This window comes from Sphingopyxis sp. CCNWLW2, from assembly GCF_037095755.1.
Taxonomy (GTDB): domain Bacteria; phylum Pseudomonadota; class Alphaproteobacteria; order Sphingomonadales; family Sphingomonadaceae; genus Sphingopyxis.
Genome location: NZ_JBAWKJ010000003.1, coordinates 647625 through 665471 on the forward strand (window position 1 = coordinate 647625; position 17847 = coordinate 665471).

General features: G+C 62.4%; 13 protein-coding genes. 6 read left to right on the forward strand and 7 right to left on the reverse strand.

The window, feature by feature from the left end:
• The first annotated feature begins 38 nt into the window (after positions 1 to 38).
• The 3 genes from V8J55_RS20485 to V8J55_RS20495 all read left to right on the forward strand — a co-directional run bounded on the left by V8J55_RS20485 (position 39) and on the right by V8J55_RS20495 (position 3166).
• Entirely contained in the window at positions 39 to 935 is an 897-nt protein-coding gene (locus V8J55_RS20485) for an alpha/beta fold hydrolase (protein WP_336447419.1), read from the forward strand.
• 198 nt (positions 936 to 1133) lie between these two features.
• Positions 1134 to 2093 (forward strand): alpha/beta fold hydrolase, encoded by a 960-nt coding sequence (locus V8J55_RS20490; RefSeq protein ID WP_443030840.1) that lies wholly within the window; start codon positions 1134 to 1136, stop codon positions 2091 to 2093.
• Positions 2094 to 2248: 155 nt separating this feature from the next.
• Positions 2249 to 3166 carry an MBL fold metallo-hydrolase gene (locus V8J55_RS20495; RefSeq protein WP_336447421.1) on the forward strand — a complete coding sequence of 306 codons (918 nt, stop codon included), beginning with the start codon at positions 2249 to 2251 and terminating at the stop codon, positions 3164 to 3166.
• A 204-nt stretch (positions 3167 to 3370) separates the two neighbouring features.
• Here V8J55_RS20495 and V8J55_RS20500 read toward each other — a convergent pair whose 3' ends face one another.
• The 6 genes from V8J55_RS20500 to V8J55_RS20525 all read right to left on the reverse strand — a co-directional run bounded on the left by V8J55_RS20500 (position 3371) and on the right by V8J55_RS20525 (position 12941).
• The gene (locus V8J55_RS20500) at positions 3371 to 4324 is read right to left on the reverse strand and encodes a hypothetical protein (protein WP_336447422.1); all 954 of its coding nucleotides are present in this window, start codon (positions 4322 to 4324) and stop codon (positions 3371 to 3373) included.
• A gap of 116 nt (positions 4325 to 4440) precedes the next feature.
• Complete coding sequence (locus V8J55_RS20505) at positions 4441 to 6795, reverse strand: TonB-dependent receptor (RefSeq protein ID WP_336447423.1); 2355 nt, start codon at positions 6793 to 6795, stop codon at positions 4441 to 4443.
• Positions 6792 to 7727 (reverse strand): FecR family protein, encoded by a 936-nt coding sequence (locus V8J55_RS20510; RefSeq protein ID WP_336447424.1) that lies wholly within the window; start codon positions 7725 to 7727, stop codon positions 6792 to 6794. The genes V8J55_RS20505 and V8J55_RS20510 overlap by 4 nt, the downstream gene beginning before the upstream one ends.
• Positions 7720 to 8265 carry an RNA polymerase sigma factor gene (locus V8J55_RS20515; RefSeq protein WP_336447425.1) on the reverse strand — a complete coding sequence of 182 codons (546 nt, stop codon included), beginning with the start codon at positions 8263 to 8265 and terminating at the stop codon, positions 7720 to 7722. The genes V8J55_RS20510 and V8J55_RS20515 overlap by 8 nt, the downstream gene beginning before the upstream one ends.
• A gap of 1 nt (position 8266) precedes the next feature.
• Positions 8267 to 9334 (reverse strand): TIGR03032 family protein, encoded by a 1068-nt coding sequence (locus V8J55_RS20520; protein ID WP_336447426.1) that lies wholly within the window; start codon positions 9332 to 9334, stop codon positions 8267 to 8269.
• 28 nt (positions 9335 to 9362) lie between these two features.
• The gene (locus V8J55_RS20525; protein ID WP_336447427.1) at positions 9363 to 12941 is read right to left on the reverse strand and encodes an autotransporter outer membrane beta-barrel domain-containing protein; all 3579 of its coding nucleotides are present in this window, start codon (positions 12939 to 12941) and stop codon (positions 9363 to 9365) included.
• Positions 12942 to 13370: 429 nt separating this feature from the next.
• On the opposite strand from V8J55_RS20525, the gene V8J55_RS20530 reads away from it, so the two are divergent.
• From V8J55_RS20530 to V8J55_RS20540, 3 genes are all read left to right on the forward strand, one after another.
• The gene (locus V8J55_RS20530) at positions 13371 to 14201 is read left to right on the forward strand and encodes an alpha/beta fold hydrolase (protein ID WP_336447428.1); all 831 of its coding nucleotides are present in this window, start codon (positions 13371 to 13373) and stop codon (positions 14199 to 14201) included.
• 138 nt (positions 14202 to 14339) lie between these two features.
• Positions 14340 to 15038 (forward strand): dienelactone hydrolase family protein, encoded by a 699-nt coding sequence (locus tag V8J55_RS20535; RefSeq protein WP_336447429.1) that lies wholly within the window; start codon positions 14340 to 14342, stop codon positions 15036 to 15038.
• Positions 15039 to 15139: 101 nt separating this feature from the next.
• Positions 15140 to 16588, forward strand: coding sequence for a catalase (locus V8J55_RS20540; protein WP_336447430.1), 1449 nt, complete (start codon positions 15140 to 15142; stop codon positions 16586 to 16588).
• 85 nt (positions 16589 to 16673) lie between these two features.
• Here the strand turns inward: V8J55_RS20540 and V8J55_RS20545 are convergent, their stop codons facing one another.
• Positions 16674 to 17810 (reverse strand): epoxide hydrolase family protein, encoded by a 1137-nt coding sequence (locus V8J55_RS20545; RefSeq protein WP_336447431.1) that lies wholly within the window; start codon positions 17808 to 17810, stop codon positions 16674 to 16676.
• Positions 17811 to 17847 lie beyond the last annotated feature (37 nt).

Genomic DNA, 17847 nt, shown 5'->3' on the forward strand with positions numbered 1-17847 from the left:
GCCGCAGGTCTGCGGATGGCGAAGACCCAGACAACCCTATGCTTTGGGTGGAGCCTCGCGCGACCCTGGTGTGGCCGGCCACATGCTTTGACCCGATAGGCCAGCTGGCCTCGTCGGTTCATGCTGGTGGTCATCAACAGCCAAGGAGGATTACCATGTATCGCTCTGTACGTTCGGCGGCACTTGCCGCTCTGCTTTTTTCGGGCCCCGCTCACGCGCGAGTCGAAACAGCGGCCGCCAAGCCGACCATCGTTCTCGTTCACGGCGCCTTCGCCGATTCGTCGGGATGGAAGGACGTTATCGCGCAGCTCGAAGAGCATGGCTATCCGGTGATTGCCGCGGCGAATCCGCTGCGCAGCGTCGCTGGCGATGCCGATATCATTGGCTCGATCGTACAATCGATCGAGGGGCGCGTTATCCTTGTCGGGCACAGCTATGGTGGCGCCGTCATCTCCGAAGCAGCGACGAACCGCCCCAATGTCAAAGCGCTCGTCTATGTCGCGGGCTTCCTGCCCGAACCGGGCGAGTCGAGCTTGACGCTGTCGGCCAAATTCCCCGGCAGCACACTCGGGGAGGCGCTGAATCCCGTAAAGCTGTCCGATGGCTCGACCGACCTTTACATCCAGACGACAAAATTCCGCGCACAATTCGCCGCCGACGTGCCCGAAGCCCAGGCAGCCCTGATGGCGGCAACCCAGCGGCCGGTCGCGCAGGAAGCGCTGACCGAGCCCTCGCGGACGGCTACGTGGAAAAAGCTGCCGAGCTACGTCATCTATGGGTCGGCTGACCGGAACATTCCGGCCGAAACAATGCGTTTCATGGCCAATCGAGCGCATGCGCGCAAAACAGTTATGATCGAAAACGGATCGCATGCCCTGATGGTGTCTCATCCCCGTGAAGTCGCGTCGCTTATCGAGGAAGCTGCGGCTGAATGATCCGTCTGCGCCAGTTTTTGGGACATCAAAACGGATAGGCGGCTTTCAAGTTTTTCGGCTGCGATGCTATTCTTGCGGCACAGCTGAGGCCGGCTCAAGGAACATGTTATGGTCAGTATCTCATCCGAACCGTTTGACCAGAACCGGCGGGGATTCTTGCGAGGAGGTGCGCTGATCGCCGCCACCGCCCTAGGGGGCGTGGCTCAGGCCCGAACGACCAGCGCATCGCGTGGAGCCACATTACCGACATCGTCATCCTTCGGGCCGGTCAGGCAAGTCGATGCAGGAGTCCTCAGCATCGGCTATGTCGAGGTGGGGCCGGCGTCGGGCCTTCCGATCCTCCTGTTCCACGGTTGGCCATATGCAATCGACGCCTTTGCCGAGGTGGCGCCGCTGCTTGCGGCGAGGGGCTATCGAGTCATCGTTCCGCATCTGCGTGGGCACGGCACCACGCTGTTCCGGTCCGACGCAACGCCCCGCAACGCGCAGCAGGCTGCGCTCGCGACCGACGGGATCGCACTGATGGATGCATTGGATATTGAGAAAGCGGTCGTTGCGGGCTTTGACTGGGGCGCGCGCACCGCCAATATTATGGCTGCGCTCTGGCCCGAACGCTGTATGGCGCTGGTCTCGGTCAGCGGCTATTTGATCGGAAGCCAGGCAGCGAGCGCCAAGCCGTTGCCGCCCGCGGCCGAACTGCAATGGTGGTATCAATTTTATTTCGCCACCGAGCGCGGCAAAGCCGGCTATGCAGCGAATACCAACGACTTCAACAAGCAGATCTGGAAGCTCGCCTCGCCGGAATGGAAGTTCGACGACGCGACGTTCGATCGCTCGGCAGCGGCATTCGCCAATCCGGATCATGTCGATATCGTCATCCACAACTATCGCTGGCGGCTCGGTCTCGCGGACGGCGAACCGCAATATGATGCCGTCGAGGCAAAGCTGGCGGCTGCGCCCCCGGTGACTATCCCCGCGATCACGATGGAGGGCGATGCCAATGGCGCGCCGCATCCGAATCCGGAGCAATATCGCGCGAAGTTCACCGGTCCCTATGCCCATCGCCTGATCACCGGCGGCATCGGGCACAATTTGCCGCAGGAAGCGCCGGCCGCATTTGCGCAGGCGGTGCTCGACGTCACAAAGCTTGCAGGATGAGCGGGATGAAGATCGGCGCCTTCGGAGTAGAACCTATCTCGAAGCACAGGTCCACCTGCTCCTTGAATCGCCCAATCCTGTCGGCCCGCACGATACCGGCAGCCGACTAGACGTGCGACCAAAGTCTCCCCACGAACGAAGAAAAGGAGACTGGCGTGACCCTCGAGACTGTCATAAAATCTGACGGACCTGCCCGCGACGAGCTGGTGCCGTCCCGGTATGCACTGCAGGTCGGCGACATCGACGTGCTGGTGATCAGCGATGGTGTGTTGCCGATCCCGGCGCATGTGCTGGCGCACAATGTCGAACCGAATGTCCTCGACACTTGGCTGGACGAGCAGTTCCTGCCGCGCGAAGTGGCCGAGTGGCCGCTGAACGTTCTCGTTGTACGCAGCGGCGACCAGACGATCCTCGTCGATGCGGGACTGGGCATGGACCCGAACCTCAAGCTGGAAAAGGCCGGACGTTTGGTGCAGCGGCTGGAAGCGGCCGGGATACCGCTTGAATCGATCACCGACGTGGTGGTGACCCATATGCACATGGATCACATCGGCGGACTGATCATCGACGGTACGCACGAGCGCATGCGCGCGGATTTGCGCGTTCATGTCGCGGCCGCGGAGGTGGAATTCTGGAAGAACCCCGACTTCTCGCGGACTGCCATGCCAGACGGCTTTCCCGATGCGCTGCGCGGCGCAGCGAACCGGTTCATGGCGCAATATGAGAGCCAGATCCAAACCTTCGAGAAGGAAGCCCAGGTAGCGCCGGGCGTGGTCGCGCAGCTGACTGGAGGCCACACGCCCGGGCATTGCATGGTCCGCGTCGCGTCGGGCGGCGAACAGCTGACCTTCGTCGGCGACGCCATCTTCCAACCCGGCTTTGATCAGCCCGGCTGGTATAATGGCTTCGAGCATGATCCCGAAGAATCCGAGCGCGTCCGCATCAATCTGCTGCGCGAATTCGCCGAGACCCGTGAGCCCTTCGTCGCGACGCACCTGCCGTTTCCGTCGATCTATCATGTGGCGGTTGCAGGCGACGCCTTCCGGGCCGTGCCCGCGGTCTGGGACTATTGACCGCCGACCGCGCGGAAGCGGCGTAATTTTATAGAGGTCGCCGGCAGATCTCTCTCATAAAGTGACGGCCATGATCCAGATAATGGACCATGGCCGTTTCGTTGTGGCGGTTTTAGCTTGGGAAGGCGAACAGTGTCGCGTTGCAGGCGATGAGCTTAAAGCCCCCCGACGATCTCCTGATCGGCAGGAGGCAAAGCCGGTCAGCTATCTTGGAAGCGCTATTCCAATATTCTTAAGATGGCCCGGATTCTCTCGCAGTCGTGCCTGGATGTCATGTTCCAATGACCGGCCAGCAAGCCATAGCGCGAGGTTGCGCACATATTGGCGGATCGATCTCTGCGCATCGACGGAACCGGCAAGCGAATGGCCAGGCTTCTCGCTGACGAACGTGGGACAGCCCATCTCCGGATCCCAATTATAGTCGGCGAAATGATGGAAAGTGGACTGCGCGACCGCCGGACCGCCGTTCGCCGACGGCTCGAACGCGACGGCGAGATTGAAATCCTTGCCGCTCGCCTGGCTCAATCCCGTCGCTATGACGCGCGCCGACGTCTCGCCTTCGGGAACGCCGACCGCGCCCTCGTGCGGATGGGCCGGCAGATAATGCAACAAGCCGTCGGCCGCCCACGGATCGCTAAGCAGGATATGCGGCGGATCGGCGATCGTGATCGTCTGAAAATCTCCGTTCGCGCCCGAATGATAGTTCGGCCACAGAATATAATCGGTTTCCCGGTCGTCCGGGATATGGCGGCTTGTATCTGGCTCCGGACGGGTGCTGTGGAAAAAATGCGCGTTTCCGACACCGCTCAGCGTGCAGACCGAATTACCCAGATCCATATGATCGCGCGTCACGAGCAAGCCGCGGCCATTCTCCCTGAAGCGGCTGATCGCCGCGCAGTCCTCGTTGGTCAGGCCGTCACCGGTATCGACCGCGAAAAGCCAGAGTTCGTCGAAGTCGGATTGGTCGATTTTCGACAGAACCGGATCAGGAGCGCCGGGCGCAGTGCGGTCCCGGGCGGTCACAGCGCACAACGGCCAACCGTCATCGTCGGTGAGGTCCGACAGATAGTCGCGCAACAGTGAGAAGCGCCCGATATTCCAGTCATCCTCGATCGACGGGATGGTGGTCTGAAGCAGGATGCGAATGGGGGAGGACAATGTTTTTCCTTTGGCTGACAAGATTCGTCCAGCCCTAAATTACCCGCATCGGTTTGCTTATTCAGACCCAAGAATGTGCCAATATGCTGTACCATCCGCATGTCGCCGAAATTCGGCTAGCGTCCTTCCATCCTGATGCCGAGGCTGAACCGGCGGGGCGTTTGCGGAACGAAAAGATCCGATGCGCCCGGTTGCGCGAGCGACCCGAGCGCGAAGCGATTTCCGGCGGCGTTGAAAAGATTGGCGACGCCCAGCTGGAGTTCGGCGCTGCCAAGCTTCCACGACGCGTCGAGATCGACGTCGGTAAAGCCGCCCTGCCATCGCGCGAGTTCGGGGCCGATGCCCAGTTGTGACCGGCCGGTCCGACGTAGCGTCGCCGAAAAGCGATAGGGGTGCTTCGCGTCCGCGGAACTGGCGTATCGGACGGCCAGCCGGGCGTTGATGTCGGGAATGTTGGGCAGGCGTCCTTCGGGAACGATGATATGGCTTGGCTTTGTGGTCGTGACGAGTGCTCGGTTCATCGTGATGCCGGCATTCAGTGTAAGTCGTTCGGACAGGCGCCATTGCGCCGTCGTCTCGACCGTAAACGTCTTCGCATCGCCGATATTCGCGGTCGTAAGATAGCCGGCAGGGTCGATGATATCCGCCTGCACGTTGCGCCAGCGACCCACCGACAAGCTGAGCCCTCCCGTCAGCGGCCGGTCGTCGCTTGCAGGGCGGCGGACCGCCACCTCCCACGCGGCATAGCGATCACCCGACAGGACAATGAAGCCGGCAGATGATGCCGCTGCGGTCGGAGGGCGATAGCTTGCGGCATAACGGACAAGAAACTGGACGTCGCCAGGCAGCGCCAGAAGTGCCGACGCGCCGGGAAGGACTTTCCAGCCCTCGTCGTTCCAGTTGAAAAGCGACCCGGAAGAGTTCGCGCCCGATATGTGGAGGCCATGCCCGCGCCATCGCGCCGCGCGTCCGCCGATCGAGAGGGCGAGGGACCCAATTGCCTTCGACGCTTCACCGAACAGGATATATTCGCGTATCGATGCCGCGGTGTTCGTTTCGAACGGCGGCTCATCCCGATAGTGCAGCGCGGATGAAAAGCGGGTTCTGCTGTCGACGACCGAGCCGCCGATAAGCCAGCCGCTTCCTCCCGATCCCGAGCGGCCGACTCGTATCTCGGCCGAAGCCACGTTCGATATCTCGCGCCGGGTTAGAGCCAGCGTGTCAGGAAGGGGGGCGCTCGCGTCGAAAATATCGTGCAGGCGCGTATGCGAACGCGAGAGGTTCGCGGCGATATCGAGCCCGTGTTGCTCTCCGCGGAGCGTGACCGACACCAGCCGGAAACGGTTGGAGTAAGGCTGTGCAATAGTGGTCGCCCGCGCGAGGCGGTCGAGGCGGCGATCGACATAAGCTGCATCCCGTCCCTCGATATCCTGCCAGACGCCGAGAATATCTGTGCGCCAAGAGCCGTTAGGCGCGACACCCAGGGAGATTCGACCCCCCGATATGTCGAGCAGATTGCTATTCGTGGCGCCCCGCGTGAGATCGTCGATATAGCCGCCTTCGCGCACCCGATAGCCGACGAGACGGACGGCCCCGTCGCTCCACCCGAGTGGCAGATTCAGCATTGCTGCGGCTTCCGTGCCCGGCGTCCCGCCGTTGATAGCCGACGTGGACAGCGTGGCTTGTAACTGCATGCGGTCGGGATCGGGCCGGTTGGGCTCGATCCGTATGATTCCGCCGAGCGAACCAGCTCCATAAAGCGTCCCCTGCGGTCCGAGCAGAATTTCGGTACGGGCGATATCATAAAGGCGCAGATCGGGGTCGGGACCCGAATAGTTGAGACGCGCTTCGCCAAGATATTGCCCGACTGTCGCCTGCGTGCGCCCGCTAAAGCTCGAATCGCCGACTCCCCGCAGGAATAGTTTGTCGCGCCCGGGGCCCAGATGGGTCGAGCTGAGCGACGTTCCGGCGCGTTCGATCGCTTCGGTGCCGCGAAATTCGGCATGGATCAGGTCGCTCGCGTCGATGGTCTGGACGCTGCCCTGATAATGCGATCGGCTCGTCTGGCGCTTGCTTGCCGTGACAACGATCTCGGCCTTGGGCAGAGGCGACTGAATTTTCGGCGCGGGAAGGGAGAGCTGCCCCGCGGCGCGTTGCGGGCGGCCGCGGGGCGCCAGGATAAGGCGGAAATTGGAAGGATCGAGGACCACCACGTCGATGCCAAGGCCTCGTACCATCCTGCGGAGGGCCTGTTCGGCCGTCATCCGGCCACGGACCTTGCCTATTTTTAAATTGGCGATCGCGGGATCCGCCAGAGCGATGCTCGACCGGGTTTGGGCACCCAGCGCGCGTAGCCCGGCTTTCAGCGTTCCCGCGCGAATGTCGACCGGCACAGCCTCGCGCGCGTGCGCTGGATTGGCCAGCACGAGGACGGCTCCCGCAGCGACGACAATGCCGAAACCATCCCTCATTTTCCCGGCGAAAGTGTCCACCCATCACCGTCGCGGCGCACGTCGATTCCGAGCAGTGGTCCCAACCGCGCCATGCTGCCTTCAACGTCAAGGTCGAGCTGGATGGTCGCGCTGATCCGCAGATTCGCCGCTGCCGGTGAAGCTGAAACAGGGATACCAAGCTCGCGTGAAAGATCGGCTGCGACAGTGTGTAGTGGTGCATTGTCGTAATCGAGCCTGGGAGTCGCCCATCGGCCGATCGCGTCCGTCGCGACCGAACTGCGAACTATTCGATCGCCTGTTGCAACAAGTCGCTCGCCCGGCCGCAGCTCGGCTCGACTTTTCCCGCTCTGAAATGCGATGGCCCCTTCAGCGACCGCGACTTCGGTCCTATCGCCTTGCCGGTTGACGATGAAACGCGTTCCCAAATTTTGGACCATGCCGCCGTTAAAGGTGACGCGAAACCGCGTGCGCGGATCGTGAGCGACGTCGAATAGCGCCTCGCCGGTGACGAGTTCGGCCGAGCGAGGCAAGTCGCGGTCGAGTCGCATCCGGGTCGCGCCGTTCAGGACGATCTGGCTGCCGTCGGCGAGCGATATATGTTTTCGCTGCCCTTCCCGGGTCACGACCTCATACGCCCCGTCGGGGCGGAGCGTGAAAAAGGCGAGAACGGCAAGTGCGGCCGCGGCGCCAGACGCGAACCAGCCGGTCCGGCGCCATCGCTTCGGCAGGTCTTCGTCCGCATCGGCATCGGACACGAATAGCGGCGGATCGGCCGCCAGATCGTCGCCCAATGCAGCGTCGAGCGCCGCGAGCCGCTGGTAGAGAGCTGCGTGCGATACATCGGCTTCGAGCCAGTCGGTGAATGCTTCCCAATCGTCGAACAGGGGATCGCGCTGGCGGGCGAGCCAGTCGATTGCGGCGTTCCGCGAACCGGGCCCATGTTCAGCCATTGTCTTCATCCTTCAACGCTGCAATCGCCCGATAGGCGCGTTGAATATCCTTTTCCACCGCGCTCAGGCTGATGTGATAGCGTTCGGCAATGACGCGCTGGCTCAAGCCATCGACCCGAAAAAGAAAAAAGATTTCCTGCACGCGGGTACCGCATGCCGCGAGACGGGTTCGGGCGCGGGCGACTTCCTCCTTTGCGGCTAGGTCTACCTCGGCGGCGCTCGCGACGCCGACCAGATGCGCCTCTCCCCAGGCTTCGTCGCGTGCCATATTTCGGGCGTCGGCCCGATAATCATTGAGCATTAGGTTGTTCGCTGCACGAAACAGATAGCTGAGCGGGTCCATGATCGGTCCGGTCGGCTTCGACGCGATCCGAACCCAGAGCTCCTGTACAAGGTCTTCGGCACGAGCCCCGGCACCGCGAGCGCGCAGGAAACGCAGCAGCCGATCGCGGTGCGCCAGATAGACGGCTTCGAGACCCGTGGGAAGCGCGGCGGCTGCGTTGATTATTGTCTGCTCGGTCACGGCTTGCGCGCCCATCTCAGATCGGTTCGCCGAATGCGCGAATGGCGAGGACGGGCAGTGGATCGAAGGTGAGCATCCGGTCCGCTTGCGCGCTGCGCGGGGCGACGGCCGAGGGACAGAGAATTTCCGGCATCACGGCAATGTCGAAAAGCTCGCTCTGTGGCCCGTGAAAACGCAGCCATTCTATAATGTTCCCGCTCACAAGCTCGATCACCATCACCCCGCACCATGGGGCGGCGCGGCCTATGCTGATACGCTCGTCGATTGGCAAGCCCGTGAATGATTGCTCGCGTGGTTTCGATAGAGTTACGAGCGCATGGCCGTTGTGGATCGCGAGGCCGCGCAGGAAACCGGGGCAGAAAGCGACGTCCCGGCGCTCGCCGGTGTCGAGGTTCAGACGGACGATCTGGCCGCGTCCGCTCTCGAGGAAAAAAAGGTCGCGTCCGACCAGCCGCGGCGAATGCGGCATCGATAGCCCGTCGGCTATGGTCGCGCCCGTCGCGACATCGATAATCAGCCCGCCGTCGCTGCGCTGATCGCGCCAGCCGCCCACGATGTCGCTGCGCCCCGCCGCGGTGACGAAAACGGGCTCACCATCGACGCCGAAGGCTACGCCGTTAAGGTGGCAACGATCCTCGGGGGTAAGACGGCTGATGAACTCGGGTTTCCAGAGCGGACGGAAACTGTGCCGGATGCTGGGTGTGGCGAGACAGGAGTAGGCGGTGTTTACGAAGACGATCTGCCCGCCGCGGTGCACACCCATTTCGTGGATATCGAGGTCGCCGGTAATCTGCGCATTGCGGGGAACGAAGACTGCATCATGGCCTGCGTCGTCCTGTTCGCCCGGCGGCAGGATATTTTCCAGCCGCCATATCTCACGCTGGCCGGCGAGATAGAGCCGCCCGGGGCGCCAGGCGAGCCCCATGGCACGGTCGAAGGCGGAGCGGCTGACTGCCACTGCGCCTTCGGAATCCGACCCCACCAGAATCAAAAGCCCTGTCTGATAGGATGTGCAAGCGAAGCTGAGCCGGTTGTCTCGCAGCCAACCGGCCAGCCCGCGCGATGCGGATATGTCGTCGGTCAAATCCGAATCCTCGATCGCATGCGCGTCATCAGAAACCGATCCGGAAACCGACGCGACCGGTCAGCCCGTCATAGCCGCTGCCGATTTCCCCCTGGCCCTCCGCGTAAGCTTCGAAGCCGTCGGCGGTGCGATAGGACAGACCAACACGTCCTTCGCCGAATGTTCCGAGGCGGTCGCCCTCGATCCGCTGGCTCTCGCCGGCGGTCACGGTCAGGCCATAATCGTCGCCGAAGATCCGAACCGCGTTGCCGCTGGCGTAGAGGGTCAACGCGCCGCCGTTCGCGAACTGGGTCGTGCCGCCGAACCGGGCACCGATGCGCGCCTTGACCTGCTTCGACTTTTCAAACTCAAGCCGCTGGGTCGCGGTGCCGAGGCTGTCGATGTCGGTGGCCGACCAGGCCAGGCCGACGGTCGGTTCGACGAACATGCCCGTGCTGCCGAAACGCATCCCGACTTCGCCGTCGACGCCCCAGGTCGAGCCGCCGATGTCCTGCGTCGATGCGAAAGCCGAGGTCTCGAGTTCGACGTCGTGATGGTCATATTTGACGAGCAGGTTCGCAAAGAGCCGCTCGCCGACATAATTTGCATAGATGCCGACATTGGCGGTCGACAGCTCGATCCGCTCGCCGCTGTCGCGATAGCGCAGCTTCGACGTGGCGTAACCGCCGGTCAGGCCGAAACGCAGCGCGCCGGTTTCGCCGCCGCTTCCGAACAGGTCGTAGCCGATCTGGCCGCCCCGCAGCGTCTGACGATAGTCGAGGTCGATCGCATCGTCGCCGTCGGCCGTGGACCAGTCGCGCGTCGCGCGGCCGCCCTGCAGTGAGCCCCACAGGCGTGAAACCGCACCGAGATCGCCCATCAGCGCGTCGCGGCGCGACAGGCCCTGCGTGCGCCACAAGTCGGCGCTCGCGTCCCACATATGATCGGCGGCCCGCAGCGCGCCGAGCTGGCGGAATGCCCCGGCGCCTGCGCGGCCGACAAGGCTGTAGCTTCCGCTCGCCGCATCATAGGTCAGCGCATAACGGACGAGGCCGATATCGCGCGTCGCCTCGGCGAGCGTGAAGGTGTCGGCAGCCGATTTGCCTTCGACTTCGACAAGCAGGACGCCCTTGGCCCCCGTAATCTTTGCCTCGGTGGGATCGGCGGAGAGTGCGATAGCGGTCGACCCCGATGCCGAACCTTCGATCACGAGGCGGTCCGATGCGCGGCCGGCGCCGTCGATGTCGAGATGCACTACCGCATCGTCCTCGCCGACATAGTCGCCGGCGATCGTCAGCACGTCGCCCGTCTTCTCGTTCCCGAGATCGATCACGCCGCTGTTCTCGAACCGCTCGAGGCCGTCGAGGCGGAGGTCGCCGCCCGCGCGAACGACGCCGCTGTTGCGCAGCACGTCGGTGCCGCTGCCGAAATCGCTATCTTTGGTGACGATGAAGACCCCGGCATTGTCGAACAGATCGTCTCCGCTGGAAAAGCGGATTCCGCCGGTAATCGTGCCTCGGTTTTCGAGCGTGATCGTTCCATTCTCGACCCGAACTGCAAAGCCGTCGACTGCCTCGATCGTGCCGCGGTTGATGACGTGCGCGTCGCCGGCGAAGGTCGGGAAATTTGCCGGGGGGGCTGCAAAGGCGGCAATGCCGATCCCCCCGCCCGCCGTTTCGTCGCCGGGATTGGGGCAGGGGTTCGGCGATCCGTCGCCCAGATCGGGCAGTGCGCAGCGCGCGCCGACCGCGTCGATTACCAGACCGTCCTGACCGCCGAAAACGTGCGCGCTTGCGCCAATGTCGATTGAAACATTTTTGCCCCGAGCCACCACCGCGCTGGCGATTTGCGAGCGGATGTTGCCGCGCAGATCGAGTGCGACGTCCTCGATCATATCGGTATCGATCGCCGGTCCCGACACGGCGCTGACATTGCCCGCGAGAATAGAGGCGTTGCCGAGGCCGCGCGCGCTGATGCCCATCGCCCCATCGCCGCTGACGGCGACATTGGCGGCGCGGATGTCGATGTCGCCCCCCAGGGAAACGGGGTTATCCGGAGATGGTCCCGAGTAGAAGGAGACGAAGCGGGTGCGGGCCTGAATTCCGTGCGAACCTGCGCCCTCGGTCACGATATTCTGCGCTTCGATCGAAACCTCGCCGTCCTCGCCGATTGCGCGAATCCCGATCGCCCTGTCGCCGGAGGTCGCGACGTCGCCGATCGCCCGGATTACGGAGGCCGCGTAGCGACTGGTGATCCAGAACGCGTCCGCATTGGCCCCTTCGGTCGATATCTTTCCGCTCGTTAGAACAAGATTCTCGCCGCCCGTCGTCGAACTCAATATGCCTGCCGACCAGTCACCCTTTGTCATCAAGGCGCCGAGCACGCGAATATCGTTTTCTTCCCCCGTCGCCATGATGGCGTAGGACGTGTCGCCGGCCGTAGTGACCTCGCCGGCAATGATGCTCGCCTTGCCTTTCAGGGCCGAAACTGCGATCGCGTGCGCAACTTGGCCATCGGTGGAGATGTCCGTGACGCGAACATTGGCATTACCCGCGGTAGATGCCGCCTCGGCGCCCCGCGCGAAATCGCCTTTGACATGAATCGAACCTGCCTCGGCAATTGCGTTGCCGAATCCCGATATGGCAACGATACCGGCGCCATTCTCGGCGGTGAGCGATCCGACTTTTACGAACGCGTTCCCGTCATTAGACGCCGCTACGATACCGCCGCTGCCTTCACCCTTGAACGTTGCGGTTCCCACCGAAACATAGGCCGTTCCGGCAGCCGAGGCGTTGACGCCGCTGCTCCCCGTCCCTTTGATGTCGAGGTCGCCTATCTCGATCATTCCGACACCCTGACTGTTCAGGACAATACCGCTGTTGTAATTGCCGGACAGATTGATCCGGCCGACCGAGATCGCCGTCACGCCATGGATCGATTGCCCTTCATATTCGATGCCGCTGGTGACATTGGCGCCCCAGATATAGTCGCCTTGGCCCTCGATCGTATCGACGACGATATTCGTATCGCCGCCCGAAACGACCTTGATCCCGTCCGATGCAAAACCGTTGGTCGAGATAGTTCCGGCATTGATGGATACGTTGCCGGGACCACCCTGTTCGACGACGATACCGTTCGAGTGATCGCCGACCGTATGGACCGACCCGACGTTGATCGAGGTCGATCCGAACGGGGTCGCGGCGGTAATTCCCGCAGCCACTTCGCCGGGAGTGACAACTTCGGTCGAGACGCTCGCAAGGTCGATCACGATGTCGCCGTCGGCTTCGACGGCGGCTCCGGTCGCGTCGCGGGTGGAGATCGACGTCCCGGAGCCGTTGATGGCGACTGTGCCGCCCGTCCCGAACCCGGAAATGGCGATGATGCCGGCTTCGCCGACGGCAGGGGTCAATACCAGACCATCCTCAAGATCCAGGATGATATTCCCTGGTGCGTCATATCGGATGCCCTCGGGATATGCCGCTCCGTCCGACGGGCAGAAGACTTGCCCATCGATCAACGGTCCGCAGGCGTTTTGCTGTTGGGCCGCGGCCGAATTCGCCCACAGCAGCGTCGCAAGTGCCCCGATGCTGGCGGTCGCAAGATTGCGGCGTGTGCGGCTGGAAATCATCTCTCATCCCTTTCTGTATTTCAGCGCGAGCTGAAGGTTCGAAAGGGAGACACCGCCGCTTGTGCGCACCCGCATATGAGCTGAAATATTTTTCGGCGGCGGTCGAAGGTTGACGCTCTGCCGGGGTGCGATGCACCGCGCCGTCTATAAGCATGCGACCAAAGGATAGGTCGGTTCGATCCTTGGCACGATGCACAAGCGGGTCTTCAAAACGCAATATGCACATGTCCGGTCCTCGCGTCGGGGATTTGGATATTGCGGTAACGTCGGCCAGTCAGGGGATATCATATGGCGATTTTGGAAGACTTCATGCTCAACCGCCGGTCATTTGTCGCCGCTGGTGGCGCGGTGGCGATCGCGAGCAGTCTCAACTGGCCGAGCTCGGCCCTCGGCGCACCTCTCCCTTCCGCAAATCAAGGAGCACATCCGATGAATTTCATTACCGCAGCCGAAGGCGTGCAGATTTTCTACAAGGATTGGGGGCCGCGCGACGCGCAGCCGCTCGTCTTCCATCACGGCTGGCCGCTGACCGCCGACGAATGGGACAACCAGCTCCTCTTCTTCCTGGCGCAAGGATACCGCGTGATCGCGCACGACCGGCGCGGCCATGGCCGCTCGACCCAGACCGATACCGGAAACGACATGGACACCTATGCCGCCGATGTCGCGGCGCTGGTTGCGGCACTGGACCTTAAGGGCGCGGTGCATATCGGCCATTCGACCGGCGGCGGCGAAGCCGCGCATTATGCTGCGCGCGCCAAACCGGGCACGGTTTCGAAACTGGTCCTCGTCGGCGCCGTGCCGCCGGTGATGGTCAAGAAGGCGAGCAACCCGGGTGGTCTGCCCATCGAGGTGTTCGACGGGTTCCGCAAGGCGCTCGCCGCCGATCGCTCGCAATTCTACATCGATGTCGCCTCGGGCCCCTTCTATGGCTTCAACCGCGACGGCGCGAAAGTCAGCAAGGGTCTGATTCAGAACTGGTGGCGTCAGGGTATGGTCGGCAGTGCCAAGGCGCATTACGACTGCATCAAGGCCTTCTCCGAAACCGACTTCACCGATGATCTGAAGAAGATCGAGGTGCCGACGCTCGTCATGCACGGGACCGACGACCAGGTGGTTCCCTATGCGGATTCGGCGCCGCTTTCCGTCAAGCTGCTCTCGAAGGGCGTGCTCAAAACCTACGAGGGCTATCCGCACGGCATGGCGGCGACGAATGCCGACGAAATCAACAAGGACATGCTGGCCTTCATTCGCGGGTAGCGGCCCGGCCGGGGCGGGCAGCGTTGCCGCCCCGGCCGAACCCCACTCTTCCAAGATCGAACGCCCGTCCAGTTCGTTCTCCATCGAAAACCTGCGGCCTTGGCCGCTACATTGGATGAAACGCCTGTCGGAGGACATATGGGACAGTTTATTGATATCGATCTCGAAGGTGGGTCGATGCGGGCATTCGTCGAACATCCGGCATCCGGAAGCGGCCCGGCCGTGGTGGTTCTGCATGAGGTTTTCGGCGTCAACGACGACATGCGCGCGAGCTGTGTGGAACTCGCGCGGCAGGGCTTCGTGGCCGTGGTTCCCGAACTCTTCTGGCGACAGGAACGCGGCGTGGAGATGTCCCATTGGACACCCGCCGAAGTGGATAAAGCAATTGCGCTTTATGAAGCTTACGACCGAGATCAGGGTGCAAAGGACATCGCTCGCGTCATGCAATTCGCGTCGGCGCTTTCGAGCACCACCGGAAAGGTCGGCCTTTTAGGCTATTGTCTCGGAGGTCTTATGGCTTTTCTGGTAAGCGCGCGCCATGGCGCGGACGCCGCCGTCGCCTATTATCCGGGGGCCGCTGAAAATTATGTCTCGGAAACACGCAACATCCGGACGCCCCTGATGATTCACCTCGGTGAGGAGGATGAATATATTTCCAAAGACGCGCAGAGAGCGATCAGGGAAGCGGTGGCCGAGAACCCCGCGGTGATGGTTCACAGCTATGCTGGCTGCGCCCACGCCTTCGCCCGGCACACGGGCACGCGCTATGACGCCGGCGCCGCTGCACTGGCCAACGGGCGAACCTGGCAGTTCCTGAAGACCAATTTGATCGGCTAGCCTTGAGCTTCGGTCGCCGCTGCGTCGCCCCGTGAATCGCCGGGCCGCCGCCGCCAAGCCGCGAGGCGGCAACGCTCGTCGCTCCATCCATGGAAAAGATCATGACTGACACCAACCGCCGCATGACACTCGCCAATGGCGCGCCCGTCGCTGATAATCTGAACATCAAGACCGCTGGCCCGCGCGGTCCTGCCCTCCTCGAAGACATCTGGCTCATCGAAAAGCTCGCGCATTTCGACCGCGAGGTGATCCCCGAACGGCGGATGCACGCCAAGGGCTGGGGCGCCTATGGCAGCTTCACTGTTACCCACGACATCACGCGTTATACCAAGGCGAAGATATTCTCCGGCATCGGCAAGAAGACCGATCTCTTCATGCGCTTCTCGACTGTCGCCGGCGAGCGCGGCGCCGCCGATGCCGAACGCGACATTCGCGGCTTCGCGATCAAATTCTACACCGAGGAAGGCAATTGGGACGTGGTCGGCAACAACACGCCGGTCTTCTTTTTCCGCGACCCGCTGCGCTTCCCCGACCTCAACCATGCGATCAAGCGCGACCCGCGCACTGGCCTCCGCTCGGCCGACAGCAATTGGGATTTCTGGACCCTGCTGCCCGAGGCGTTGCACCAGGTGACGATCGTGATGTCCGATCGCGGCATCCCCAAAAGCCTGCGCCACATGCACGGCTTCGGCAGCCATACCTATTCGATGATCAACGCGGAGAATGAACGCGTGTGGGTCAAATTTCATTTCCGTACGCAACAGGGCATCGAGAATCTGAGCGATGCGGAAGCCGCGGCGCTGATCGCAGACGACCGCGAAAGCCACGGCCGCGACCTGCTCGATGCCATCGACGGCGGCAATTTCCCCAAATGGACCTTGTTGATCCAGGTGATGACCGAGGAGCAAGCGCGCGTCCACAAGCACAACCCGTTCGATCTCACCAAGGTCTGGCCGAAGGGCGATTATCCGCTGATCGAGGTCGGCGAGATGGAATTGAACCGCTATCCCGACAATTTCTTTGCCGAGGTCGAGCAGGCAGCATTCTCACCGTCGAACATTGTGCCGGGGATCGGCTTCTCGCCCGACAAGATGCTGCAGGCGCGGCTCTTTTCCTATCCCGATGCCGCGCGCTACCGGCTCGGGGTCAATCACAGCCATATCCCGGTCAATGCGCCGCGCTGCCCCTATCACAGCTATCATCGCGACGGCCCGATGCGCACCGATGGCAATCTTGGCGGCACGCCGAGCTATTGGCCGAATAGCAAGGGCGAATGGATGGGCGATGACCCCGCGCTCGCCGAACCGCCGCTCACGCTCGAAGGCGCGGCGGCACACTGGGACCACCGCGTCGAGGAGGATCATTATGAGCAGCCGGGCGACCTGTTCCGGCTGATGTCGCCCGAACAGCAGCAACTGCTTTTCGACAACACCGCCCGCGCGATGGGCGATGCGCGCGACGAAGTGAAGCGGCGTCATGTCGAAAACTGCACTCGCGCCGATCCCGCCTATGGAGCGGGCGTCGCGAAAGCCCTCGGGCTTTGGTTCTAGAAAGGCGACACCTCTTGAAGACCGCGGTCTAAACGCTCGCGTCTTAGGGTTGCGGCCTGACACCCGTCGCCAATCGACATAAGCATTACCGGAATTGTCGAAACGCCTTCCGAACCTCCTCGACAAAGATTTTCGGCTGCTCCCAGGCGGCGAAGTGGCCCCCGCGTTCGACCGTGTTCCAGTAGAACAGATTCGTCCACTCTCGCTCGGCCCAGATGCGTGGAGCACGGTAAAATTCGCCGGGAAAGATCGTCGCCGCCATTGGCAGATCGATCTGGCCGGCGGAATAGCCGCCAAAGCCGGTGCGAAAGACTTCCCAATAATATCGCGCGGACGAAGTGCCCGTGTTCGTGAACCAGTAGAGCGAGATGTTGTCGAGGATCGCATCGAACGCCACCGGCGGTCCTTCGTGACCGTCATTGCCCGACCAAGCATCAATCTTCTCGAACATCCATGCCGCTTGTGCGACCGGTGAATCAGCCAAGCCATAGCCGAGCGTCTGAGGCCTCGTTCCCTGAAGGTTCGCATAGGCGGTGCCATCACTTTGAAAATCCGCCATGCTGGTGAGCGCGTGCCTTTCTTCGTCGCTTGGATCGACCGGATCAACCGCCGGAAAGACGAGCGGTAAATTCACATGCGCGGCAGCAAGGCCTGCCGGGCGAAGCTGGGCCAGGCGGTGGGTGATCAGGGACCCCCAATCGCCTCCTTGAGCGACCCAATGCGTGTATCCGAGCTTTCTCATCAAAACGCCCCACGCGCTTGCGGTGCGTTCAGCATTCCATCCGGCGACGGTCGGATGCTGCGAAAATCCGTAACCCGGTATCGACGGAATAACGACGTTAAAGGCATCTGCGGCGTTTCCTCCATATGCCTCGGGGTCGATCAGCGGACCGATACTGTCGAGAAACTCAATTACCGAACCCGGCCAGCCATGCGTCAGTATGCCCGGGAGCGCGCCTGCCCGTGGCGACCGGACGTGGATGAAATGGATGTCTAGGTCGTCAATTTTCGCGTGAAACTGGGGATGTTGGTTTATGCGCTCCTCAAAGCGCCGCCAGTTATGGCGATACCGCCAATGATCGATTAGTTGGCGGGCGGTTTCGAGTTGCACCCCCTGACTCTTGTTATCAACGACTTCGCGGTCCGGCCACCGGGTCAAGGCAAGCCGAGCTTTCAAGTCGGTGATTGCGTTTTGCGGTATCTGCACTTTGAACGGGGTCATGGAATGTCTCCTTCAAATTTCGCCCGGGATGCGCTGG